Raw genomic sequence first — 22,364 nt, 5'->3', positions numbered from 1 at the left:
GCGGCTACTCCCCCTTCCCGTCGCCGCCCACGTTGATGATCAGGCCCATGCTGAACACGGAGTTGCCGGCGGTGAGGTACTTGCGGTTTTTCAGGCCGAAGTTCCAGCCGCTCATGGCCTGAAACTTCAGCGGGCCGATCAGGCCGATGCGAGTGTAGCTGACGGGCTCGAAAAAGATGTTGTCTTCGCCGGGAATGCGCTGCCCGTTCAGAATAAGCTCGGGCGTGTTGAGGTAGCTCAGGCGCAGGGCCGCGCCGTAGCGGAACTGCCAGGTGCGGCCCAGGAAGTCGAACTGCTCGCGTTTCTTCTTGGTGTAGTTCACCTGCGCGAAGTACTTCTCCATGCGCGCCTCCACGGTTTGCGTCACGTCGGCGGTGCGGTTGCGCTCCACGCGCTTGCCGTGGCCGAAACCCGCGCCGGCGTACACTTCCAGTATGCGGCTCTGATCTACCCCAAAACGCGTGTGGTAGCCCACGCCCAGCTCCCCGAAATCCTGCTCGTAAAGCTTGCGCTTGCCGTTGTTGTGCAGAAACGAGGCCGTGCCGATCAGCCCGATATGCTCCCCGACGGCGTAGGCACCCTGGGCCGACACGTTGGCCTTCCAGTTGGTGTGCAGGCCGCCGCTGAATTCGCCCTTCTGGGTGAGCATGGGCGCGGCGGCGGGCGGCGGGAAATAGATGGACGCGCAGCTGCTGAGCAGCGGCAGCGCCCCCAGGGGCAGGTAGCGTCGGAGGGCCATGAAAACTGCGGATGTGAAGGGTAAGCAACGCCCGAAGCGGCGTTTCGTTGTATGCAGGGCCGGGGGCCGCAAGCGCCCCGCGGGGTAACCTCGGCCCAACCACACCCCAATATGACGGAATCCGAGCGTTTCGACGCTATCATCATCGGCTCGGGCCAGGCCGGCAACCCGCTGGCTTACGCCCTGGCCGACGCCGGCCGCCGCGTGGCCCTCATCGAAAGCCGCTACCTCGGCGGCTCCTGCATCAACTACGGCTGCTCGCCCACCAAGGCCCTGCTGGCGGCCGCGCACCGCGCCCACGCCATCCGCACGGCCGGGGCGCTGGGCCTGCGCGTGCCCGCGCCGGAGGTGGACATGCCCGCCGTCATCGGCCGCAAAAACCGCCTGGTGGAGCTGCACCGCGAGGGTATTCGCAAAAACCTGACGCTGGAGCACCCGGGCATTACGGTGCTGCACGGCCACGCCGCGTTTGTGGGGCCGCGCACGCTGCTGCTGGCGCCCAACCGCGAAATCGAGGCCCGACGGCTCACGGCCCCGCTCATCTTCATCAACACCGGCACGGTGGCGGCCTGGCCCGATATTGAGGGTATCCGCGAGGTGGGCGCGCTGACCAACGAAACGCTGCTGGACCTACCCGAGCTGCCCGAGCATCTGATCATTCTCGGCGGCAGCTACATCGGGGTGGAGTTCGGGCAGATGTACCGCCGCTTCGGCGCGCGCGTGACCATTGTCGACACCGAAACCCGCATCATGAGCCGCGAGGACGAGGACGTGCAGCTGGAATTGCAGCGGCTGCTGGAAGCCGAGGGCATCGAGTTCGTGCTCGGCGCCCGGGCCCGGCGGGTGTCGCGCGGGGCCGATGGCACGCTTACGCTCACGGCCGATACGCGGCAGGGCGAGCGGCGCCTGCGCGGCTCCCACCTGCTGGTGGCCGTGGGCCGGCAGCCCAATACCGAGTCGCTGGGCCTGGACCTGGCCGGCATCGACACCGACGAGCACGGCTACATCCGGGCCGACGACGAGCTGCGCACCGGCGTGCGCGGCGTGTACGCGCTGGGCGACGTGAAGGGCGGCCCGCAGTTCACCCACATCAGCTACGACGACTACCGCATCGTGCGCGACCGGCTGCTGCACGGCCGGCGGCGGCGCACGACCGCGCGGCCGCTGCCCTACGTGGTATTTACGGAGCCGCAGCTGGGGCGCGTGGGCCTCTCCGAAAAGGACGCCGCGGCGCAGGGCGTGACCTACCGCGTGGGCAAGCTGCCGGTGTACCACATCGGGCGGGCCCGCGAAACGGAGGCCCCGGCCGGCTTTCTGAAGGTGCTCGTCGGCGAAGATGACCGGCTGCTGGGCGCGGCCGTGCTCAGCGAGCAAGGCGGCGAAATCATGAGTATGCTGCAGATTGCCATGGCCGGGCGGCTGAAGTACCAGCAGCTGCAGAACATGGTGCTGGCCCACCCCACCTGGGCCGAGGCGCTGAATAATGTTTTTGCCAAGCTGCAGAAGCCGAAGACGTAGACGCTAAAGAACGGTCATCCTGAGCGCAGCGAAGGACCTTCCTCAAGCCCTGCACCGCCGCTGATGCCAATGTCCGGACGCTAATCAGCAGAACGACGAAGCGCCGTCACCGACGCCCTGACGTTGGTGACGGCGCTTTTGCTTTACCAGCATCTGTGGACGGTAACCGAAAAATGATGTACTGACGCCCTCTTTACTTGCCATCCATACACCCTAAAAAAAGTGTTTGCACTTCGTCAGCAGCGGCGGTGCGGGGTGGGAGGAAGGTCCTTCGCTGCGCTCAGGATGACCGTCTGATGCACTGCTCCCCCGATGATGTGATAGTAATTTTTCCACCGGCAGCCAACCTTTGCCCGGCCGGACGTCACATTCAGCCAAAGCCCGTCTGCCGTGATTCCCTTGCCCGCCTCCGACGCCCCTACCGAAGAACAACTGCTGCTGGCCGGCTGCCGGGCGCAGGACCGCGCCTCGCAGTACCGCCTCTACCAGCGCTACAAATCGGCCATGTTTTCCTCGGCCCTGCGCATCCTGCGCGACCGGGACCTGGCCCAGGACGCGCTGCAGGAGGCCTTTGTCGACGTGTTTCGGCAGATTGAGAGCTTTCGGGGCGAATCGGCCTTGGGCGCCTGGATCAAGACCATCGTGGTGCGCAGCGCCCTGCGCGTGCTCCGGCGCGAGCAGCGCATGGAAGTATACGACCAGGAGCGCCACCCCGAGCCGCTGGTGGCTTGGCACGACAACCTTACGGGCGAAGCCCTCGAAAAAGCCATTGGCGAGCTGCCGGCTGGCTACCGGGCGGTGTTCTGCCTGATCGAAGTCGAGGGCTACATGCACCGCGAAGTGGCCGAGCTGCTCGGCATTTCGGAGGGCACCAGCAAGTCGCAGCTCTTCCACGCCAAGAAGATGCTGCAAGTCAAACTCCACCATTTGTACGCATGAGCCACTTCCCCGACCTGCCCGCCGAACCCGGCCAGGAGCACCTGCGGCGGGCTCTGCACAGCATGCCCCAGCACGAGCCCGACGACGCGCTCTGGACGCGCATCAGCGCCCACATCGATACCGACGCGGCGGTGAGCCGCGCCCTGCCCGAACTGCCCGCCCACGAGCCCGACGACGACCTGTGGGCCGTCATCGTAGGCCGCCTCGACCACGAAGCCGCCGCCCCGGCCCCGTTTAGCCTCCATCCGGCCGCGGAAGCCGAAGCCGACATCGTGCCGCTGCACGCAGCGCCGGCCGCCGAAATGCCAGCCGAACCGGCGGCACCGCTGCAGCAGCCCGGCGTGACGCACCGCTGGCTGACGCAGCCCTGGCACTGGGCCACCACGGCCGCCGCGGCGGTGCTGGTGCTGGCCGTGGTGTGGTGGCAGCGCCCGCTGCCCGTGGCCGCCCCGGCCGCCGTGGCCCGCGTGAGCACCGCCGCGCCCGAACCCGCCGCCGCTACCGAAACCATCAGCTACGGCGAGGAAGTGCTGCCCACCGATCAGGCTGCCACGGCCACCTTCGTCGGCACGGCCTTCGACCCGCTGCAGGCTCAGGGCGTGGCCTTCATTGACGCGCACTGCACCTCGCTGCCCACCGTGTGCCAGACGACGGAGTTTCAGGAGCTGCGCACCGAGCTGGCCGAGCTGGAAGCCGAGGAGCAGCGCCTGCAAAAGGATGCGAAGCGCTTCGGCACTTCACCCGAGCTGGAGCAGAACCAGGCCCGCGTGACCACGCAGAAGGCCACCGTCACCCGCGAGCTGATTCAGCTGCTTATCTCATGAGGAACTTGCTACGGGCAGGGCGCGGCGCCGGGCTCGGGGCCTGGCTGCTGACGCTGTACCTGCTGGCCGGGCTGGCCGGCGGTGCCCGCGCCCAGGTGAAAGTGCAGGTGGTGGCGCGCACCGTGGAGCAGACGCTGGCCTGCCCGGTGAGTACGCTGGTGCGCATCCGGGCCGAAAAAGCCACGCTGCGGGTGCAGGCCTGGGACAAGCCCACGCTGCGGGTGGTGCTGCGCCTCGTGTCGCGCCACCCCGAGCGCGACGTGGCCGAAAAAGACCTGCCGGTGGCCCGCTACCAGATTGAGAAGACGGGCACGCTCATCGAGCTGGTGAACTACTTCGCCGTGACGCCCGGCGCGCCGGCCGTGCAGAGCGACCTGCGCGCCGAGTACACCGTGCTCATGCCCGCCGACAACGCCCTGGAAGTGGTCAATGCCTACGGCCACACCACGCTGACGGGCCTGACGGGCCGGCAGCAGCTGGAGCAGGATTTCGGGCAGGTAACCCTGCAGGACCTGCGCGGCAGCCTGCTCGTCAACGTCCGTTTGGCCGATATCAACGGCACGAACACCAACCTGGCCCTGAGCTGCAACGCCGACCGCTCGGCCGTGAACCTGCAGGCCGCCGGCGGCAGCTACGCCATCCGTAACCGCTTCGGCAGCGTGACCTTGGAGCCCACCGCGGAGCTGCGCTCGGCCACCATCGACGCGGAACGTACCGAGGTGAAGCTGACCGTGGCCCACCCCGACCAGTTCGACTACGTGCTGAGCACCAGCCGCAGCACCCTCACGGTGCCGCCCGCCCTGAGCGGGCAGGTGCGCCGGCAGGGCAACCAGCAGACGCTGCGCACCAGCTCGAATGGCCGCTTACCACTAATCCGGGCCGTGACGTCCCTGGCCCCGGTTACGCTCCAGGCCCCTCCGCTCATCATCAAACGATGACTCCGCTTCTGCGCTATGCTGACTTGCTTACGCTCTGCCTTTCGCCCCTGGTACGGCGCTACCTGGCTGCTGTTGCTTCTGCTGCTGGGCAGCGCGGCGGCCCGGGCCCAGACCAAGCCCGCCGCCGACTCCTCGCGCATCAGCTACGACGAGGAAACCATGCCGGCCCCACTGGGTCCGCCCGTGGGCAAGTCACCCCAAAACGCCTACACCCGCCTCACGCGCCTGCAGGTGGAAGAACGGCAGCTGTGGAAGCTAGGGCTGAACAATTTCGGGTTCGGATTCGACAACCAGGGCTCCTATTTCCGGGTGCGCTACGGCGCGCACCTGGCCTACGAGCGGAAAATCGGCACGGAGTGGTCGGTGCTGGGCGAGGTGAGCCCCGACGTGTTCCGCTACTACCGCGACTCGCTCGACCAGCGGATGCGCACCGTGCTGACGGCCCGGGTGCAGGTGGCCGGCCGTTATTACTACAACCTGAACCAGCGCATCCGCAAGGGTAAAAGTGCCAGTAATTTCTCGGCCAACTACGTGGCCGTGGGCCTGGGCGCGGGTTTGGGCCGCTTCTCCAACCTTTCGCCGTTCTACAACTACTACGAGTCGGGGCAGGTGGCGCGGGCCACGGCCATGCTGCAGTACGGCCTGCAGCGCCGCCTGGGCCCCTACGGCTTCGTCGATTTCAACCTCGGCATTCCCTTCCTGCTCACCCCCGACCCCACGGCCAGCCTCGAACAGCTGGCGTTTCGGCTGCGCCTGAACCTGCGCATCGGGCTGGCGCTGGGGCGCTGAGGGCGCGGCTTAGTCGCGCTGGCGCAGCCAGAAGTAATGCGGCCGCAGAATCACGCTGAAGGTGGTGTAAAGCCCGCCCTGCCGGGGCTCCACGGCGTCGCGGTTGCCGGCGCGGCCGGCTGGTTTTCGGTAGCGGGCATCCCACGACAGCCCCGAGGAGAGCTGAAATGCCAGCCACCCGCCCCGCTCGCGGCGCTGGCCGCCGTAGCGCACGAATATTTGCGGCTCGTGGCGCCACGTCCGCTGAAAACCGGTGGCTACGCCGTCGTTCGTGAACCGGGTAAACCGCACGGCATTCAGCCGGTAAGCGCCGCCAAAGCTGAACAACTCCCCTCCCAGCCGGTGTACGTACACCTCCCCAAAGGTTCGACGGTACCGGGCCTCGTAGCGGTAAGACCACAGCGAATCGGGCCGAAAATTGAGCAAGCCCGGCGCGCTGTGGCGGGTGTACCAATGCGTTCCTTCACCCCAGCCCACGCCGCCTAGTCCACCCACCAGCCACTGCGGATTCACCAGCCAATATGTACCGGCGGCCACCTCGCGCTGACGTACCCGAAACCGTACGGTGTCGGGGCTCATGTGCACGAGAGGATTGCCACCGGCAGCGGCCCGCAGCAATACGTGCGGCAGCGGCGAGTAAGCCACCGCCGCTTCAACGTGGCCCGATAGCCGCATGCCGCCGCTGATTTCGGCTTCGTGCTGCCGCTGAATAACCGGCGCGGGTGGCTGCAACGGGGTATAAATGGTGCAGCCCACGGGCAGCGTCAGCAGCGTGAGACCGGATAAGCGTAGTAGTAGCTGCATCGGCGGGGTTTGGATAAATCAGCGCTACTTACCGGAGTCGTTGACTAATGCGTTGGTTGTATAACCAGGTCGAATAGTAACAATACAAGCAACTATTATTCATTGCCCTGGCCCAGCCACTTCGGGCGCAGCACCACGCCGCCGCTCAGCAGCAGGGCGTGCAGCGAGAGGGTAGGGTCGCTGCCGAGGCGCTGGGTGCGCAGCGGCACCGACCAGCCCATGGCCGTGAAGCCCTGCCAGGGCGAAGTCGACCGGCCAATGCGTACAAACGCGCTGGGCTCGAGGTACACGCGGGCCGCCTGGGTTACGGGCTCATCGTTACGGGTCAGGCGGCTGAAGTCGACGGCAGTAGCGCGCAGGGTGCCGCCCCAGCTCACCACCTCGTTGCCCATTGAGGCCAGGTAGGCCTGGGCGAAATAGCGGTGGTAGCGGGCTTCGTAGTGCAGCGGGTTTCTTGCCGGAAAAAACAGAAAGCCCGAGCCCAGCTCCAGGTAGCCGCGGCTGCTGTGGGTGCGCCCGTAGCCGCCCAGCAGCCCCAGGTAGGTGCGGCTGCCCAGCACGGTGTAGTAGCCCGCGCCCACTTCGGCGTGCCGGTAGCGGAAGTAGGTGGTGTCGCCGCGGTTCAGGTTGGTGGCGCCGGTGGCCGTGAGCAGCAGGTGCGGCAGCGGCGAGTAGCTCACGCTGCCCGTCACGGCCGAGGGCGTGTGCACGCCGGCCTGCAGTTCCACTTCGCCGGCGTGCTCCAGCAGCGGCGTGGCCGGAATCAGCGGGGCGTACACGGCGCAGCCCGACGTGAGGGCCGCCAGGCTCGCGGCCCAGCCGTAACGAATTGACTTCATAAACGATGGAATTGGACCGCATGGGCGGCAGTGGGCACCTAGATACGACGAACATACAACCTTGCGCCCCCGCCTATGCCATAATCATTCCCGCAATCTGAATTTTCACCATGCCGCTGCGCCCCCGCCTATGCCTGGTTCAGTGGCCCTGTTGCCTAGTACGGGTTCTTTTGCGGCAGCCACGGCACCGATTTTACCGTTGTAGGGCCTGACGTTCGATTTCGCCGCCCCTATGACGCCTTCCCTCACCCCTGCCGCCTTTCAGCGGGACACGCTGCTAGGGCAGCTCACCGCCCAGCCCGGCTGGGACCTTATCGTCATCGGCGGCGGGGCTACGGGGCTGGGCGTGGCCCTCGATGGCCTGAGCCGGGGCTTCCGCACGCTGCTGCTGGAGCGCGACGACTTCGCCAAGGGCACCAGCAGCCGCAGCACCAAGCTGGTGCACGGCGGGGTGCGCTACCTGGCCCAGGGCGACGTGGGCCTGGTGCGCGAGGCCCTGCACGAGCGTGGCCTGCTCCTGCGAAATGCCCCACACCTGGTCCGCAACCAGGCTTTCATCATCCCGAATTACAACTGGTGGGGCGGCCCGTTCTACACCCTCGGGCTGAAGCTGTACGACCTGCTGGCCGGCCGCCTCAGCTTAGGAGCTTCGGTGCACATCGGCCGCGAAGAAGCGCTGCGCCGCCTGGGCAACCTGCGCCCGGCAGGCCTGCGCGGCGGCGTGCTCTACCACGACGGGCAGTTCGACGACGCCCGCCTGGCCGTGAACCTAGCCCAGACCATTCTCGACCACGGCGGCACGGCGCTGAACCACTTCGCGGTGCAGGGGCTGCTGAAGGATGCCCAGGGCCAAGTCAGCGGCGTGCGGGCCACCGACGCGGAAACCGGCCGCAGCTACGAGCTAGCAGCCAAAGTCGTGGTCAACGCCACCGGCATCTTCGTCGACGAGGTGCTGCGCATGGACCAGCCCGCTGCCCCGAAGCTGGTGCGGCCCAGCCAGGGCGTGCACATCGTGGTCGACCGCCGCTTTCTGCCCGGCGACGACGCGCTGATGATTCCCAGCACCGACGACGGCCGTGTGCTGTTTGCCGTGCCCTGGCACGGGCGCGTGGTACTCGGCACTACCGATACGCCGCTGGATACGGCCAGCGCGGAGCCACAGGCCCTGGACGCGGAAATCGAATTCATTCTGCGCACGGCGGGCCGCTACCTGGCCCACACGCCCCGGCGCAGTGATGCGCTGAGCATCTTCGCCGGGCTGCGGCCCCTGGCGGCCCCGCAAAACGGCCAGTCCCAGACCAAGGAAATTTCGCGCAGCCACAAAATCCTGGTGTCGGCGGCGGGGCTCATCACCATCACCGGCGGCAAGTGGACCACCTACCGCCGCATGGGCGAGGACACCGTGGACCAAGCCATCCGCCTGGGCAAGCTGCCGCCGCAGCCCAGCCAGACGGCCAGCCTGCCCATTCACGGCGCCCGGCCCACCACCGAGGCCGACCGCGGCAGCCACCTATACGTGTACGGCCGCGACCTGCCGGCCCTGCAGCAGCTGATGCGGGAGCGGCCGGAGCTGCGCCAGCGACTGGTACCGGAGGCCGAGTTTGTGCGGGCCGAAGTAGTGTGGGCGGCGCGCTACGAGCTGGCCCGCACCGTGGAGGACGTGCTGGCCCGCCGCGTGCGCCTGCTGTTCCTCGACGCGGCGGCGGCGGTGCGCGCCGCGCCCGCCGTGGCGGCGCTGCTGGCCGCCGAGCTGGGCCACGACGAAGCCTGGCAGCGGCAGCAGGTGGCCGCGTTTGCGGAGTTGGCGCGGCATTATCGGCTAGACAGCCAGACGACAACATAGAACGTCATCCTGAGCCTTAGCGAACCAAAGGTCGACGTAGTCAAGGACCTTCCTCGCACCCTGCACCAACCGATAAGAGCAGCCACCAACGCCCAATCGTCTGGAAAAATGTCGCATTGCTTCACCGATTCGGGTGAAGGCGTCAATGGCTGCTCTTATCGGTTGGTGCAGGGTGCGAGGAAGGTCCTTCGCTGCGCTCAGGATGACGTTCCGGTTTGACGATAGACGGCTTTCTTTACCGACTCTAGCCGCTTTTCATCCCCTCCCGCCATGCCCCAGCAATACATCCTGGCCCTCGACCAGGGCACGACCAGCTCCCGCGCTATTCTGTTTGACCGGCAGGGCCACATCGTGGCGCAGGCGCAGAAGGAATTCACCCAGATTTTTCCGCGGCCGGGCTGGGTGGAGCACGACCCGCTGGAAATCTGGGCGACGCAGGCGGGCGTGGCGGCCGAGGCTACGGTGAAGGCCGGGCAGAACGGCCGCAGCATTGCCGCCATCGGTATCACCAACCAGCGCGAAACCACCATTGTGTGGCACCGCCAGACCGGCCGGCCCGTCTACAACGCCATCGTGTGGCAGGACCGCCGCACGGCCGCGTTCTGCGAGCAGCTACGCGTCGACGGGCACGAGGAGCTGATCCGGCAGAAGACCGGGCTGGTGCTCGACGCTTACTTTTCGGCCAGCAAGGTGCGCTGGATTCTCGATAACGTCCCCGGAGCCCGGCGGCAGGCGGAGGCCGGGGAGCTGGCCTTCGGCACCGTCGACAGCTGGCTGATCTGGAACTTCACCCAGGGCGGGCTGCACGTGACCGACGTGACCAACGCCTCGCGCACTATGCTGCTGAACATTCACTCGCTGCAGTGGGACGAGGAGCTGCTGGCCTTGTTCGACATTCCGCGCTCGATGCTGCCGGTGGTGCGCGCCTCCAGCGAGGTGTACGGCGAGACGAAAACCACCGTGTTTGCCTCCAAAATCCCGCTGGCGGGCATTGCCGGCGACCAGCAGGCGGCCCTGTTTGGGCAGCAATGCACCGGGCCGGGCATGGTCAAGAACACCTACGGCACGGGCTGTTTTATGCTGATGAACATCGGCGAAAAGCCGCGGGCCTCGCGGCACAACCTGCTGACGACGGTGGCCTGGCAGATTGGCAACCAGACGCAGTACGCGCTGGAGGGCAGCATTTTCATGGCCGGGGCCGTGGTGCAGTGGCTGCGCGACCAGCTGGGCATCATCCGCACGGCGGCCGAGGTGGAGGCGCTGGCCCGGCAGGTGCCCGACAGCGGCGGCGTGTGCTTCGTGCCGGCGTTTGCGGGCCTGGGCGCCCCGCACTGGAACCCGCACGCCCGCGGCACCCTCTTCGGCCTGACGCGGGCCAGCACGGCGGCCCACATTGCGCGGGCGGCGGTGGAGGCCATTGCCTTCCAGACCTTGGACGTGCTGCGGGCCATGCAGGCCGATGCGGACCTGCCCATCCGGGAGCTGCGCGTGGATGGCGGGGCGGCGGCCAACGAGCTGCTGATGCAGTTTCAGGCCGACGTGCTGGGCGCCCGGGTGCTGCGCCCGCGCCTGCTCGAAACCACCGCCCTGGGCGCGGCCTACCTGGCCGGCCTGGCCGTGGGCTACTGGGGCGGGCTGGACGAATTACGGGCGCTGAACCCGGCCGATACCACCTTCGCGCCGCAGGCCGACCGCGCCGTCATCGACGCGGGCGTGGCGCAGTGGCACCGCGCCGTGCGGGCCGCGCAGCACTGGGCGCAGGACGTACCGCCGACTGCGGCACCGGCGTAAGAAGCCGCCGCTAAGTACCCTGGGGTTGGCATCATCGAAAAGCCGCCGATGCCGTGAGGCTACACCGGCTGCTTTTGGGCATATTGGGCCATGCGACGCTTGCTGCTGCCGTTTCTGCTGGTGCTGGCCGGGCGGCCCTGTTGGGCCCAGGACGGCGCCCCTGCGGCCGGGCGCCGCAACGCCCTGTACCTGGAGGGGGGCGGCCGGAGTCCGTACTACGCCGTGGGCTACGAGTGGGCCGTGTGGCGGCGGCCCCGCGCCACGTATCTGCTCAGCGCCGGGCTGGGGCTGACGGGGGATGAGCTGTCGGGGCCGCTGGGCCTGGGGCTGCTGACGGGGTCCGGGGCGCACCACACTGAATTCGGCCTGGGGCTGACGCCGGCCGTGCGCCACTACCGCCGCGCCGATACCGACAAGGTGCTGTACCTGACGCCGCTGGCGGGCTACCGCTACCAGCCGCCGCAGGGGCGGTGGTACGCGGGCGCGGGCCTGACGCCGGTGCTCTTCATCGACCCGCCGTCCTACGACCCCTGGGATTTTTCGACGCGGTGGTACGCCTCGGGGCGGGTGCTGCTGGGGTGGCGGTGGTAGCCGCCGCTACGCAGCCCGAAGGGCCCGCCGCTACTTGCAGTAACGGCGGGCCCTTCGGGCTACTCATTCACTCGGTCACTCTCGGTAAAGACTCTTCTGTAATCGATAGTAGGTCTGGTGGATAAAGGCGGTTCTGGTATTGCAGTGCCTTACTTGCCGATTCTTCGGCCCGGCCGGAACACCACGCCCAGGCTGGCGGTGGGCATGGGCAGGCGGGTGCGGTGGGCTTCGGTGGAGGTCCAGGTTTCCACTTCGGCTTTGCGGTTTTGCGCCAGCGACATGCCGATGGCCGCCTGGGCCTGCCAGCGGGCCGGTTGCTGGCGGTCCAGGTTGATGCGGCAGAACAGCTGGGGCTCGTGGCGGAGCATGCTTTTGACTGGAATCGGTGCCGAGTAGCCGTTGTACTGCCAGTTTAGGTCGCGGAAATGCAGGTAGGTGAGGCGGTAGGCGGCGCCTACTTCGCCGCCGCGGAAGGCGTAAGAGGCGTTGAACTGGCCGAATAGCTTGGCGTAGCGCGCGTCGTACTGGTACAGCTCGTTGTGGACGCCCAGCGGGAAAATATCCAGCTCCTTGGTCATGATGGACTTGTGGGTGGTGGCGTAGCCGCCGCCGGCCAGGCCGGTGAGCAGCCAGTGGGTGCCGAGGGCGCGGTAGGTGCCCAGGCCCAGCTCCCACTGCCGGGTGTTCAGCGAGCTGGAATCGTTGGTCTTGGGCCGAAACGTGGCGGCGCCGGAAACGAGCACGTTGGCCATCGGCGAGTGCACTACCCCGGCCTCCAGCCGGCCGTTGGGCTGGATGCTGGCGCTCAGCTCGGTTTCGCCCCGGTGCCGGATGGTGGACGTGGTGGGCTGCATGGGGGCGTAGACGGAGCAGCTGGTGAGCAGGGCGGCCAGCAGGCCCAGGGCGCAGCTAAACGGGAATAGAAAACGCTTCATCGGTGGTGGTGGGGTTAGAGGACGGGACAAACATCGGGAGGCTGGCGGGTTGGTTCAACCGATGCGTTAGGGTTATCAGACTTTATGCACAGGTAGATATATCTGGGAAAATTACCCCTTGGCTTTCCATTCGCATTTTTTAACCACTCATACCTGACACTGTCTATTTTGAAATGAAGGGAATTGGGCGGTTATTATTTCGACCAGGATGAGCAAATAGACGGGGCAGCCGCTGCGGGAGCGGCTGGGGTCCGGTGCTTGGAAGAGCCGTTGGCTCCAGCAGGCGGGTTAGATGCTGGCAACCGGCACACTGTAACATCTGGCAGTACTGCGGCTCCGCGCCTCGGTGGCGCGGTAGAGCCGCCAACAATTGCGGAACAGCTCTTAGCTGCCCCGGAAGCCGGCTTAGCACCTCCGGACGTGTGCTTAGCGCCGGTGGAAGACCCGTTAGGCCTTGCGGAACAGCTCTTAGGAGCCGCGGAATACCTCTTAAATGCCGCGGAGCACCGCTTAGATGTCGCGGAAGGCATCTAAGTCGATGCGGAGTACCTCGAAATTGGTGCGGAAGCCCTCTTAAATGCCGCGGAGCACTGGTAATCGGGGGCGGAAACGGGCTTGCGGGCCGGGTGTGGGCGGCAGTGACGCGGTTGACCCCATCAGCTGTGACAGCGGGACGGATTGGGCGGGGGCAGTGCCGGCCGGCTAACGGTATCGGACTACTCAACAGCGCGGGGGTATCTTAATAGCATTTTCCCATATATTACCCGGCATAATTTCCATCATTTCTTCAATTCTATTATGAGAACCGCAGAATTAGCCGTGCTGGAGCGCGGCCGGCGCGTGGGACTGACCACGGCCTCGTTTATCACCGAAATTGAGGGCTTCGCGCCGCTGCAGGAGGCCGACACGGCACGGGCGGAGCTGGTGGCGGCCATTGGAGCCCGGGCCGACCAGCAGGGACAGGACACCTCGGACGCGGTGCTGAGCAAGGAGCAGGCGCGGGAGCTGCTGGCGCGGCACACCGACACGCTCTCGAACCGGGCGGTGGCCTACGCGCTGAGCATCGGCGACCTGGGCCTGAAACGGGCGCTGACGCTGAGCTACAACGAGGTGCGCTACGGCGACGCGGCGGAGGACCTGCTGCACGTGCGCGCCCTGGTGACGCGGGTGCGGGAGCTGCCGGAGGCGGTGCGCACGCGCTTCCGCCTGACGCCGGCGCTGATTCAGGCCCCGGCCAGCGCCGCCGACGCCTACGAGCAGGCCCACGAAACGCAGACGACGGCCAAGACCGGCACGCGCCTGGCCACGCTGGCCCTGCCGGAGCTGCTGAAGCGGCTGCGGGCGCAGCTGGAGCTGATGCAGCGGCTGATTGCGGGGATGCGCACCGAGCCGGACCCGCGCTGGGAGGAGCTGTACCGGGCCTTTACCGATGCCAACAAGACGCGGGCCGCTGCCGGGGCGAAGGGACTTGCGGGTAGCCGCGCCGCCACCCCGGCGCTGCTGCGCACCCTGCACCTGCACCGGCAGGATGCGCAGCCGGTGCGCCTGGCCCGCACCAACTACCCCCTCGACGCGACGGTGACGGTGGAAAACCAGTCTGGTTCGGCTTTCCTGCTCTGGATGGCCCAGGCCGACGGCGCGGTGACGACGCCGCAGACCTTCCCGGCCGGGAAGGTGACGACGGTGCCGCGGGCGGCGCTGGGGCCGGACACGGCGCGCTACCTGACGGGGCGGTTTGAATCCGGGGCCGGCGGGGAGGTGAAGGTGGTGGTGCGGCGGGGGGCGTAGCTTTTCTAGAAATGGAAGAGGCAGGCGGGGCTGGGACTTCGCCTGCTTTTTTTGTTGCTTGCGCTTGGTCTGTTGCCCGGTTCAATCCTTACTCCTTTATATGCCACGCTATAGCATGCTGCTGCCCGCATTGATGCTCAGCTTCACCATCAATGCCCAATCAAAGCCCGCTTACCACCACGAGAAAGTGCCATGCAGCTTTGACGGGAAGCTTACGAGCCGCCGGTTTCAACTGGCAGGTCAGCCTTACACCGTCCGGTACGGCGTTTTTTGTGCTGGCCCGTTTTCTGAGGCAGATACTGTTCAAGCCGCAACCGATTCCCTGGGGTCGGCGCAGTTGCCGGTTGTGTATCATTCGCAGGAGCAGCGCGTAAAAATCCAGTTGATTTCCGGCGCTAAAACCCAGGAAATCATCGTCAGGAAGGCCATGTTCAACCGTCGTTTTGCCGGTCAGCAAGAGTGGCCGAAGATTGGGTTCGGTAGTACCAGCCTGGAGCGCATAGACGAGCAGAAGCGCCTACTGGTCTTTTCTACTTTCGTGGGTTACCCGTTTTCAGACCACGGCTGGCTGCTGAAATACTCCGTTGACATGAATGGCGTGGTAAGCTACAAAGGGTTGGAGGATGCTGTACTCGGGCCTTGATTGCACAGCACCGCCCGAACGATGCCGGCCCGCCGCAACAGCTGTTGCGGCGGGCCGGCATCGTTCGGGCAGGTTGTTCAACGATAGTGGTCCTACGAACCGCTTCGCGGAATTCGTAGGACCACTCGTTCTACTTGGCGTAGGCCACGGCGCGCATTTCGCGGATAACCGTGACTTTGATCTGGCCGGGGTACTGCATTTCCTTCTCGATTTTCTGCGAAATCTCGCTGGACAGCTCCTGGGCGCGGTCGTCGGTCACGTTTTCGGCATCCACGATGACGCGCAGCTCGCGGCCGGCCTGGATGGCGTAGCACTGGTTGACGCCCTTGAAGGCGTTGGCGGTTTCTTCCAGCTGCTTGAGGCGCTTGATGTAGCTTTCCATCATCTCGCGGCGGGCGCCGGGGCGCGAGCCGCTGATGGCGTCGCAGGCCTGGATGATGGGCGAAATCAGGGCTGTCATCTCCATCTCGTCGTGGTGGGCGCCGATGGCGTTGACCACGTCGGGGTGCTCCTTGTACTTCTTGGCCAGCTCCATGCCCAGAATGGCGTGGGGCAGCTCGGGCTCCTCGGCGCTAACCTTGCCGATGTCGTGCAGCAGGCCGGCGCGCTTGGCGTGCTTCACGTTCAGGCCCAGCTCGGCGGCCATGGTGGCGCAGAGGTTGGCTACTTCACGGCTGTGCTGCAGCAGATTCTGCCCGTAGGAGGAGCGGAAGCGCATGCGGCCCACCATCTTGATCAGCTCGGGGTGCAGGCCGTGGATGCCCAGGTCGACAATGGTCCGCTCGCCGATTTCGACGATTTCCTCCTCGATGTTCTTGCGCGTCTTGGCCACGATTTCCTCGATGCGGGCCGGGTGAATGCGGCCGTCCTTCACCAGCAGGTGCAGGGAGAGGCGGGCAATTTCGCGGCGCACCGGGTCGAAGCCCGAGATGATGATGGCCTCGGGCGTGTCGTCGACAATGATTTCAACGCCGGTAGCGGCTTCCAGGGCGCGGATGTTGCGCCCCTCGCGGCCAATAATCTTGCCCTTCACGTCGTCCGATTCAATATTGAACACCGACACGCAGTTTTCGATGGCGTGTTCGGCGGCGGTGCGCTGAATGGTTTCGAGCACCACTTTCTTGGCGTCCTTGGTGGCCGTGAGGCGGGCCTGGGCCACGGTGTCCTTGATGAACGACGAGGCCTGAATCTGGGCTTCGTTCTTCAGCGACTCCACCAGCTGCTCGCGGGCTTCGGCGGCGGTGAGGCCGGCAATGGTTTCGAGCTGCTGCTGCAGCTGGTGGCGCAGGGCGTCGGCGGCTTCCTGGTCTTCCTGCAGCTGGGCGGCCAGCTGCTCGTGGTGCAAGCGGCGCTTTTCTTCCTGCGCTTCGAATTTCTCCTGCTGGCGCTGGGCCTCGTTGGACACCTTCTCGCGCAGCACGTCCAGCTCTTTTTCCTTGCGCTGCACCTGCTCCAGCTGGCGCTGCGAGGCCTGGGTGAGCTGCTTCACGCTGGCTTCCTGCTGCACCACGACTTCGCGGCGCTGGGCCAGGTCCTGGTCGGCCTCCTGGCGGAGGCGGCGGATTTCCTGCTCGGACTCGTTCCGCACCTGGCGGGCCTTGTCTTTGGCCTGCTGAATGCGCTCCTCGCGGAGGCGGTTGGCCTTGGCCTCGGCCTCTTGCAAGAGCTCAGCGGCGCGGCCCTGAGCCTGCGCTTCTACGTCCTGCCGGGCTTTTCCGGCCATCTGCCGGCCCAGGAAGAAGCCCACGACGAGGGCGACTACCGCGGCCAGCACGATGTATATTATTTCGGGCATGGTATGGTGATGTTGGGGAGGATGGAACAAGCACCATAGCCTGCGTCGAATGGGCTGCCGCAACGGCAGGTTTCCGGACCGGGCCGTCTGCCCAAGGGTCCTTTCGGGTTAGTCAGCCGAGAGCGGCGAGGCAGTCAGACGGCCAGAAGGGTTATTGGCCTGGGGCGCGGGCCCAAATCGTGACTGCTCGGCACTGACGGCCAAGTACCTATGCTATTATCAGGCAAGTACCACCGACGAGAGCAGCTGATCGAGGCGTTCGAGGCGTTCGGTCAGCGCGGCGTCGGTACCGTCCTTTTCCTTTGAGGCTTTCATGCGGTCGGCCAAGGTGGTCAACGCAATCATGGCCAGCAGGTCCTGTTTGTCCTGGATGCCGTATTGCTCGCGAAATTCCTTGATCCGCTCGTTCAGGAGGCGGCCCGCCAGGCGGAGGCGTTCCTCTTCCTGCGGCGACACCCGCAGGGGGTAGTCGCGGTCGGCAATGCGGATTTTGATGGAGAGTTCGGTCACGGTCGGGCGAGAGGCGTTTCGGGTGGGGTCGGCGGGGTGGTGCAGGTTATTCCCTCAAATAGGCAAGGCACTTATCTAGTTCGCGGATGTATTCGTTGAGACGTTGTTTCAGCTCGGTTGCGGTAGCCGGTTCGGCGGCTATGGTATTAGCAAGTTTAACAATATTTTCCTGGTTCTGGTGCTCCCGCAGCTGCCGGTCCCGGTCGCGCACTTCGGCCTGCAGCTGCTGAATGGTGGTGTGGGCATCGGCCAGCTCCTCGCGCACCTGCTGATAGGCAGCCACTAACGTGGTAACCTGCCGCTCCATGCGGTCCAGTTGAGCAAGCTGCTGGGATGAGGCCATTGGGGTGGTTTTTCGTTGTTTGTTTTTCGTTTTTCGCGGCGGACGATTCGGGGGCTCGGTTCAGGTTATTCGTGCGGGAAGGCGGCCGGGCCGAAAAACGAAAAACCAATAACGAAAAACCAACGCACTATTTGCGAATCACCGCGCCGGCCTGCTGCTCGAACTGGGCCATGAGCTTCTGCATCACCTGGTCGATGGCCTGGTCGGTGAGCGTCTGGGTGGGGTCCTGGAGCAGGAAGCTCAGCGAGTAGGACTTCTTGCCCGCGCCCAGGTTTTCGCCCTGGTACACGTCGAACACGTTCACCTCGCGCAGCAGCTTCCGCTCGGCTTTGCCGGCAATCTGGCGGAGCTGGTCGAAGGTCACGGTCTGGTCGACCACCAAGGACAGGTCGCGGCGAACTTCCGGGAACTTGGGCAGCTCCTGGGCCGTGAGGGCGCCGCGGTATTTGCGCAGCAGCCATTGCCAGTCCAGCTCGGCGTACCACACGGGCTGAGTCACGTCGAGCTGCTTGAGCACTTTGGGCGACACCGAGCCGAGTTGCACGACGGGCTGATTGTTTAGGAGCAGCGTCAGGCCGCCGTTCAAATAAGCGTGCTGCACCGGCTGCTGGCCCGAGGGCGTGAAGCCCAGGCTGCGCAGCACCTGCAGCACCGCGCCGGCCAGGTGGTGGTAGGCGGTTTTCTCGTCTTTCTGCTGCCAGCTTTCGGCCTGTACGTTGCCGGTGAGGTAGATGGCCAGCGTGGGCTTTTCCTTGTAGCTGCCGTCGTCCTGGCGGTGGTAGCTGCGGCCGAACTCGTAGAGCTTCAGGTCGCGCTGCCGGCGGTTGACGTTGTAGCGGATGATTTCCAGGCCCGAGTGCAGCAGCGAGGGGCGCATCACGTCGAGGTCGGCCGAGTTGTAATTGAGCACGCGCACCAGGTCGGCGGCGGGCTGCTCGGGCGTCTCGAAGTAGCGGGAGTTGACCAGCGAGTTCGTGAGGATTTCCGAGTAGCCCTGGCCGCTGAGCAGCTGGCTCACGTCGCGGCGCAGCACTTCGGGGTCGGGCGAGGGGAACTTGGCCAGGAACGCGGCGGCGTTGAAGGGGCGCAGCGGCACGTGGTCGTAGCCGTAGATGCGCAGGATTTCCTCCACCACGTCGGCTTCGCGGGTCACGTCGACGCGGTAGGGCGGCACGGATACCAGCCACTCGGCGGCGCCGGTTTCGGTGGTACCTTCCTCGGTGATGAGGATGTCGAGGTCGGTGAGAATCTGGCGGATGCGCTCCGGCGCGATGTAGTGGCCGATGAGCTTCTCCACCCGGGGCAGCAGCAGGCGCACCGCGGTGTGCTCGATGTGGCGCGGGTACACGTCGACCACCGGGGCGGCCACGCGGGCGCCGGCCACCTCCTGCAGCAGCAGAGCGGCGCGCTTCAGGGCCAGCGGCACCATGTGCGGGTCGGTGCCGCGCTCGAAGCGGAAGGAGGCGTCGGTTTTGAGCTGGTGGTTCTGGGCGGTTTTGCGGGCCACGGCGGGCTCGAAGTAGGCGCTTTCCAGGAACACGCGGGTACTGGCCTCCGTCACGCCCGACGACTTGCCGCCGAACACGCCGGCCAGGGCCAGCGCGGTGCCGGAAGCGTCGGCAATGACGAGGTCTTCGGCTTTGAGCGTGCGGTCGGTGCCGTCGAGGGTGGTGAGCTTCTCCCCCGCCCCGGCGCGACGCACGCGGATGCCGTTGCCGCCAATTTGGTCGGCGTCGAAGGCGTGCAGGGGCTGGCCCAGCTCGTGCAGCACGAAGTTGGTCACGTCCACCACGTTGTTGATGGGCGCGAGGCCGATGCTGCGCAGGCGGCGCTGCAGCCACTCCGGCGAGGGGCCCACCTGCACGCCTTCCAGCAGCAGGCCGGCGTAGCGCGGGCAGCCCTCCGTGTCCTCGATTTCGACGGTGATATTACCCGCGGGCACCTCGGTCGGCGCGTGGAACTGGCTCACGTCGGGCAGCTGCACGGGCTGGCGTAGCAGGGCGCGCAGGTCGCGGGCCACGCCGAAGTGCGAGGCAGCGTCGGCGCGGTTGGGCGTCAGGCCGATTTCGATGATGTGGTCGGAGCTGAGGCCGAAATACTCAGCGGCGGGGGTGCCGTTGGGCAGGTCGGTGTCGAGCACCAGGATGCCGGCGTGCGAGGCCCCAAGGCCGATTTCGTCCTCGGCGCAGAGCATGCCCTCGGAGGCGGCGCCGCGTATTTTCGACTTCTTGATCTTGAACGGCTCCCCGCTGCTGGGGTGCAGCGTGGCACCTTCCAGGGCCACCACCACGCGCTGGCCGGCGGCCACGTTGGGGGCGCCGCACACGATGTTGCGGATGGTGTCGTCGCCCACGTCCACGGTGGTGACGCTGAGCTTGTCGGCGTCGGGGTGCTTCTCGCGGGTGAGCACCGTGCCCAGCACCACGCCCTGCAGGCCGCCGGGCACGCTTTCCAGCTCCTCCAGACCTTCTACTTCGAGGCCGGAGCTGGTGAGCAGGGCCGAAATTTCGGCGGGCGTTTTATCGGTGGGGAAAAGCGTGCGGAGCCAGTCGAGGGAAATCTTCATAGTTGTCAGTGGTCGGTTGTCAGTTGTCAGACCAGGGCCGGCAACGACAGCGGAAAGGCAAAGATAGACCACGGCGGGGCTATGATGCTTTTCCTGGGTGACAACATCGTTTTTAGCCCGCTGACGGCGCAGATGTTTCCGCGGAGGGCGCAGAGGCCGTTCTGCCGGCTTCGTTCTATGATATGGTAGTACGACTTTGAGTCGTACTACCACCGCGCGCTATTCCTTATAGCTCTTTTCGCCGGCCGGCACGTCGATGGTCAGCCAGTTTTCCTTGGGCGGCATGGGGCAGGAGAAATTGCCGCCGTATGCGCAGTAGGGATTGTAGGTGCGGTTGAAGTCGAGGATGATTTGGCGGTCATTCTCGCTGGGCATTTCCACGTCGAGGTAGCGGCCGCCGCCGTAGCTGCCGTGGCCGTTGGTGTGGTCGGTGAAGGGGACGAACAGCGTGGGGTCGGTTTTGCTCACGCGCCGGAGCAGCGTGAGAGTCTGCTTGTGGCTCTGCCAGTCGAAAGTGACGCGGGCGTAGCGGGTGTACTTATCGGCTCCGCCCTGAGTGAGCGGCAGGCTGATGGTGTCGCCCGGGGGCAGGCGCTGCAACTCGGCACTGATGCGCCAGATGGCCTGGGGGGCGTAATAGCGCAGGCTGTCGAAGTTTTCGTGCAGCTCCTCGGGCAGCGGGGAGGTGCGGTGGCCCCGGAACTGCTCGTTTTTCTGCTTCCGCTCCTGCTTGAGCTTGAGCAGGTACTGGTCGTCGCTGAACACGAGGTCGGCGGCCACGTAGCCGATGACGAATACCAGACCTAAGCCGAGCAGAACTTTGGGGGCGGAAAGTGAAGCCATGCGGCAAAGGTAGCGGCGGCGCGGGTGGCAGCGGGCCGCTGCCGACGGTAGCACCCGCAGTCATTGCGAGCGAAGCGCGGCAATCGTTCCTCTCGTGGCACAAGCGTCCCACCTAGCAGCAACCGAAAACGGCACCTCCCCTATTCCGGCAATAGCTCCGCCCAATTAGGATTCACCGCATTTACTGCGTCCAGCTTCTTCTGCCTATTGCCAGGCTTGAGTTGCTTTTCCCGCGCAATAGCGGCTTTTGCATCGGGATACTCCTCGAAGTAGACCAGCTTATTGAGGTTGTAGCGCTTGGTAAAGCCTTTGTGCTGGCCTTCCCGATGCTCGGCCACGCGGCGTATCAGGTCGTTGGTCACGCCGACGTAGAGCACGGTGCTGTTCTGGTTTGTGAGGATGTAAACGTAGTAATGGTGCATGGTTTTCGGTTTATGCCAGTTGGGACGTTGTGCCCACGGTCACCGGCGCCACCATCATTGCCGCCGATTTTCGGTTGGTGCGTTTTGTAACGTTGTGCCACGAGAGGAAAGATTGCTTCGCGTTGCTCGCAATGACTGCCAGTGCTACCGCCGCTTACAAAATGCCCTCATCCGCGAAGCTGTAGTAGCCGCGGTCGGTATAGATCAAGTGGTCGAGCACGGGCAGGTCGAGGAAGTTGCCGGCTTCCTTGAGCTTCTTGGTGAGCATAATGTCGGCGGCGGAGGGCTGGCGGTTGCCGCTGGGGTGGTTGTGGACGAGGATAATGCTGCTGGCCAGCTTTTCCAGGGCCTGCTTGAAAATCATCTTCGGGTCGGCCACGGTGCCGGCCACGCCGCCGCTGCTGATTTTCTCCTGGCGCATCACCACGTTGGCGCGGTTGAGCATAATCACCCAGAACTCCTCGTGCGGGAGGTCCTGCAGGTTGGGCCGGATCAGGTTGTAGATGTCGGTGGAGCAGGTGATGGTGACGCGCTCCGAGGCGGCCGTTTCCTTGCGGCGCCGGCCCAGCTCCAGCGCGGCCACTATCGTTATGGCCTTGGCCTCGCCGATGCCCTTGTGGCGCATCAGCTCTTTTACCGAGAGCTTGGCCAGCTCGTTGAGGTCGTTGCCGGTGCTGGCCAGGATGAGCTTGGCCACGTCGACGGCCGAGAGTTTGGTGGTGCCCGAACCAAGCAGAATGGCCATCAGCTCGGCGTCGGACAGGGCGGCGCGGCCTTTCAGCAGCAGCTTTTCGCGGGGGCGGTCCTCCTCGGCCCAGCTCTTGATGCTGAAGCTTTGGGGCGTCGGGTAGGCGCTGCGCGGGGTTTCTTCTTCCGCCAGGATGTCAACCGAATTCATAGGGCA

Annotated in this window: 21 protein-coding genes; 10 read left to right on the top strand and 11 right to left on the bottom strand. The window is 65.7% G+C overall.

What is annotated here, in order from left to right:
- Nucleotides 1-4 precede the first annotated feature (4 nt).
- Nucleotides 5-739, bottom strand: coding sequence for a hypothetical protein (locus FDY95_RS10765; protein WP_138077636.1), 735 nt, complete (start codon nt 737-739; stop codon nt 5-7).
- Between the two features lie 111 nt (nt 740-850).
- Here FDY95_RS10765 and FDY95_RS10760 point away from each other — a divergent pair, with 111 nt between their 5' ends.
- From FDY95_RS10760 to FDY95_RS10740, 5 genes are all read left to right on the top strand, one after another.
- Nucleotides 851-2,257: a mercuric reductase gene (locus FDY95_RS10760; protein WP_212744887.1), complete on the top strand. Its 1,407-nt coding sequence runs from the start codon at nt 851-853 to the stop codon at nt 2,255-2,257.
- A gap of 390 nt (nt 2,258-2,647) precedes the next feature.
- Nucleotides 2,648-3,196: an RNA polymerase sigma factor gene (locus FDY95_RS10755; RefSeq protein WP_246073990.1), complete on the top strand. Its 549-nt coding sequence runs from the start codon at nt 2,648-2,650 to the stop codon at nt 3,194-3,196.
- Nucleotides 3,193-4,020, top strand: a complete 828-nt coding sequence (locus FDY95_RS10750; protein ID WP_138077632.1) for a hypothetical protein — start codon at nt 3,193-3,195, stop codon at nt 4,018-4,020. Before FDY95_RS10755 ends, FDY95_RS10750 begins: the two co-directional genes overlap by 4 nt.
- Complete coding sequence (locus tag FDY95_RS10745; RefSeq protein WP_138077630.1) at nt 4,017-4,958, top strand: hypothetical protein; 942 nt, start codon at nt 4,017-4,019, stop codon at nt 4,956-4,958. Before FDY95_RS10750 ends, FDY95_RS10745 begins: the two co-directional genes overlap by 4 nt.
- A gap of 15 nt (nt 4,959-4,973) precedes the next feature.
- On the top strand, nt 4,974-5,747 hold the full coding sequence (locus FDY95_RS10740; protein ID WP_138077628.1) for a hypothetical protein: 774 nt from the start codon (nt 4,974-4,976) through the stop codon (nt 5,745-5,747).
- 9 nt (nt 5,748-5,756) lie between these two features.
- Here FDY95_RS10740 and FDY95_RS10735 read toward each other — a convergent pair whose 3' ends face one another.
- Entirely contained in the window at nt 5,757-6,551 is a 795-nt protein-coding gene (locus tag FDY95_RS10735) for a hypothetical protein (RefSeq protein WP_138077626.1), read from the bottom strand.
- Nucleotides 6,552-6,646: 95 nt separating this feature from the next.
- Nucleotides 6,647-7,390 carry a hypothetical protein gene (locus FDY95_RS10730; protein WP_138077623.1) on the bottom strand — a complete coding sequence of 248 codons (744 nt, stop codon included), beginning with the start codon at nt 7,388-7,390 and terminating at the stop codon, nt 6,647-6,649.
- A gap of 232 nt (nt 7,391-7,622) precedes the next feature.
- On the opposite strand from FDY95_RS10730, the gene FDY95_RS10725 reads away from it, so the two are divergent.
- The 3 genes from FDY95_RS10725 (at nt 7,623) to FDY95_RS10715 (ending at nt 11,615) form a co-directional block, all read left to right on the top strand.
- A complete protein-coding gene (locus FDY95_RS10725; protein ID WP_138077621.1) occupies nt 7,623-9,233 on the top strand; it encodes a glycerol-3-phosphate dehydrogenase/oxidase in 1,611 nt (536 codons plus the stop codon).
- A 270-nt stretch (nt 9,234-9,503) separates the two neighbouring features.
- On the top strand, nt 9,504-11,024 hold the full coding sequence (gene glpK / locus FDY95_RS10720) for a glycerol kinase GlpK (RefSeq protein WP_138077619.1): 1,521 nt from the start codon (nt 9,504-9,506) through the stop codon (nt 11,022-11,024).
- A 90-nt stretch (nt 11,025-11,114) separates the two neighbouring features.
- Entirely contained in the window at nt 11,115-11,615 is a 501-nt protein-coding gene (locus tag FDY95_RS10715) for a hypothetical protein (RefSeq protein ID WP_138077617.1), read from the top strand.
- A 149-nt stretch (nt 11,616-11,764) separates the two neighbouring features.
- Here FDY95_RS10715 and FDY95_RS10710 read toward each other — a convergent pair whose 3' ends face one another.
- Complete coding sequence (locus FDY95_RS10710) at nt 11,765-12,550, bottom strand: hypothetical protein (protein WP_138077615.1); 786 nt, start codon at nt 12,548-12,550, stop codon at nt 11,765-11,767.
- Between the two features lie 798 nt (nt 12,551-13,348).
- On the opposite strand from FDY95_RS10710, the gene FDY95_RS10705 reads away from it, so the two are divergent.
- Both FDY95_RS10705 and FDY95_RS10700 read left to right on the top strand, forming a co-directional pair.
- On the top strand, nt 13,349-14,338 hold the full coding sequence (locus FDY95_RS10705) for a hypothetical protein (RefSeq protein WP_138077613.1): 990 nt from the start codon (nt 13,349-13,351) through the stop codon (nt 14,336-14,338).
- A gap of 100 nt (nt 14,339-14,438) precedes the next feature.
- Nucleotides 14,439-14,981 (top strand): hypothetical protein, encoded by a 543-nt coding sequence (locus FDY95_RS10700; protein ID WP_171025638.1) that lies wholly within the window; start codon nt 14,439-14,441, stop codon nt 14,979-14,981.
- Nucleotides 14,982-15,111: 130 nt separating this feature from the next.
- On the opposite strand, the gene rny is transcribed toward FDY95_RS10700, so the two are convergent.
- From rny to radC, 7 genes are all read right to left on the bottom strand, one after another.
- Nucleotides 15,112-16,776, bottom strand: coding sequence for a ribonuclease Y (rny, locus tag FDY95_RS10695; RefSeq protein WP_138077609.1), 1,665 nt, complete (start codon nt 16,774-16,776; stop codon nt 15,112-15,114).
- A gap of 219 nt (nt 16,777-16,995) precedes the next feature.
- On the bottom strand, nt 16,996-17,286 hold the full coding sequence (locus FDY95_RS10690; protein WP_111480020.1) for a cell division protein ZapA: 291 nt from the start codon (nt 17,284-17,286) through the stop codon (nt 16,996-16,998).
- Nucleotides 17,287-17,332: 46 nt separating this feature from the next.
- Nucleotides 17,333-17,629 (bottom strand): hypothetical protein, encoded by a 297-nt coding sequence (locus FDY95_RS10685; protein ID WP_138077607.1) that lies wholly within the window; start codon nt 17,627-17,629, stop codon nt 17,333-17,335.
- A 127-nt stretch (nt 17,630-17,756) separates the two neighbouring features.
- A complete protein-coding gene (pheT, locus tag FDY95_RS10680; RefSeq protein WP_138077605.1) occupies nt 17,757-20,195 on the bottom strand; it encodes a phenylalanine--tRNA ligase subunit beta in 2,439 nt (812 codons plus the stop codon).
- Nucleotides 20,196-20,414: 219 nt separating this feature from the next.
- Nucleotides 20,415-21,038, bottom strand: a complete 624-nt coding sequence (locus tag FDY95_RS10675) for a DUF1684 domain-containing protein (protein WP_138077603.1) — start codon at nt 21,036-21,038, stop codon at nt 20,415-20,417.
- 140 nt (nt 21,039-21,178) lie between these two features.
- A complete protein-coding gene (locus FDY95_RS10670; RefSeq protein WP_138077601.1) occupies nt 21,179-21,460 on the bottom strand; it encodes a GIY-YIG nuclease family protein in 282 nt (93 codons plus the stop codon).
- Nucleotides 21,461-21,614: 154 nt separating this feature from the next.
- On the bottom strand, nt 21,615-22,358 hold the full coding sequence (radC, locus tag FDY95_RS10665) for a RadC family protein (protein WP_138077599.1): 744 nt from the start codon (nt 22,356-22,358) through the stop codon (nt 21,615-21,617).
- Nucleotides 22,359-22,364: the final 6 nt, after the last annotated feature.

This window comes from Hymenobacter jeollabukensis (assembly GCF_005771675.1).
In the GTDB taxonomy this organism is placed as follows: domain Bacteria; phylum Bacteroidota; class Bacteroidia; order Cytophagales; family Hymenobacteraceae; genus Solirubrum; species Solirubrum jeollabukense.
The sequence above is the reverse complement of the archived record's forward strand: the minus strand, read 5'-3'. Positions and strand labels throughout refer to the sequence as shown.

Bases quoted from the DNA above. Each gene is read 5' to 3' on its own strand.
- rny (WP_138077609.1), bottom strand. From the start codon at position 16,776: ATGCCCGAAATAATATACATCGTGCTGGCCGCGGTAGTCGCCCTCGTC.
- FDY95_RS10750 (WP_138077632.1), top strand. From the start codon at position 3,193: ATGAGCCACTTCCCCGACCTGCCCGCCGAACCCGGCCAGGAGCACCTG.
- FDY95_RS10735 (WP_138077626.1), bottom strand. From the start codon at position 6,551: ATGCAGCTACTACTACGCTTATCCGGTCTCACGCTGCTGACGCTGCCC.
- FDY95_RS10675 (WP_138077603.1), bottom strand. From the start codon at position 21,038: ATGGCTTCACTTTCCGCCCCCAAAGTTCTGCTCGGCTTAGGTCTGGTA.
- FDY95_RS10725 (WP_138077621.1), top strand. From the start codon at position 7,623: ATGACGCCTTCCCTCACCCCTGCCGCCTTTCAGCGGGACACGCTGCTA.
- FDY95_RS10740 (WP_138077628.1), top strand. From the start codon at position 4,974: ATGCTGACTTGCTTACGCTCTGCCTTTCGCCCCTGGTACGGCGCTACC.
- FDY95_RS10700 (WP_171025638.1), top strand. From the start codon at position 14,439: ATGCCACGCTATAGCATGCTGCTGCCCGCATTGATGCTCAGCTTCACC.
- radC (WP_138077599.1), bottom strand. From the start codon at position 22,358: ATGAATTCGGTTGACATCCTGGCGGAAGAAGAAACCCCGCGCAGCGCC.
- FDY95_RS10760 (WP_212744887.1), top strand. From the start codon at position 851: ATGACGGAATCCGAGCGTTTCGACGCTATCATCATCGGCTCGGGCCAG.
- pheT (WP_138077605.1), bottom strand. From the start codon at position 20,195: ATGAAGATTTCCCTCGACTGGCTCCGCACGCTTTTCCCCACCGATAAA.
- glpK (WP_138077619.1), top strand. From the start codon at position 9,504: ATGCCCCAGCAATACATCCTGGCCCTCGACCAGGGCACGACCAGCTCC.
- FDY95_RS10715 (WP_138077617.1), top strand. From the start codon at position 11,115: ATGCGACGCTTGCTGCTGCCGTTTCTGCTGGTGCTGGCCGGGCGGCCC.
- FDY95_RS10765 (WP_138077636.1), bottom strand. From the start codon at position 739: ATGGCCCTCCGACGCTACCTGCCCCTGGGGGCGCTGCCGCTGCTCAGC.
- FDY95_RS10685 (WP_138077607.1), bottom strand. From the start codon at position 17,629: ATGGCCTCATCCCAGCAGCTTGCTCAACTGGACCGCATGGAGCGGCAG.
- FDY95_RS10730 (WP_138077623.1), bottom strand. From the start codon at position 7,390: ATGAAGTCAATTCGTTACGGCTGGGCCGCGAGCCTGGCGGCCCTCACG.
- FDY95_RS10705 (WP_138077613.1), top strand. From the start codon at position 13,349: ATGAGAACCGCAGAATTAGCCGTGCTGGAGCGCGGCCGGCGCGTGGGA.
- FDY95_RS10710 (WP_138077615.1), bottom strand. From the start codon at position 12,550: ATGAAGCGTTTTCTATTCCCGTTTAGCTGCGCCCTGGGCCTGCTGGCC.
- FDY95_RS10670 (WP_138077601.1), bottom strand. From the start codon at position 21,460: ATGCACCATTACTACGTTTACATCCTCACAAACCAGAACAGCACCGTG.
- FDY95_RS10745 (WP_138077630.1), top strand. From the start codon at position 4,017: ATGAGGAACTTGCTACGGGCAGGGCGCGGCGCCGGGCTCGGGGCCTGG.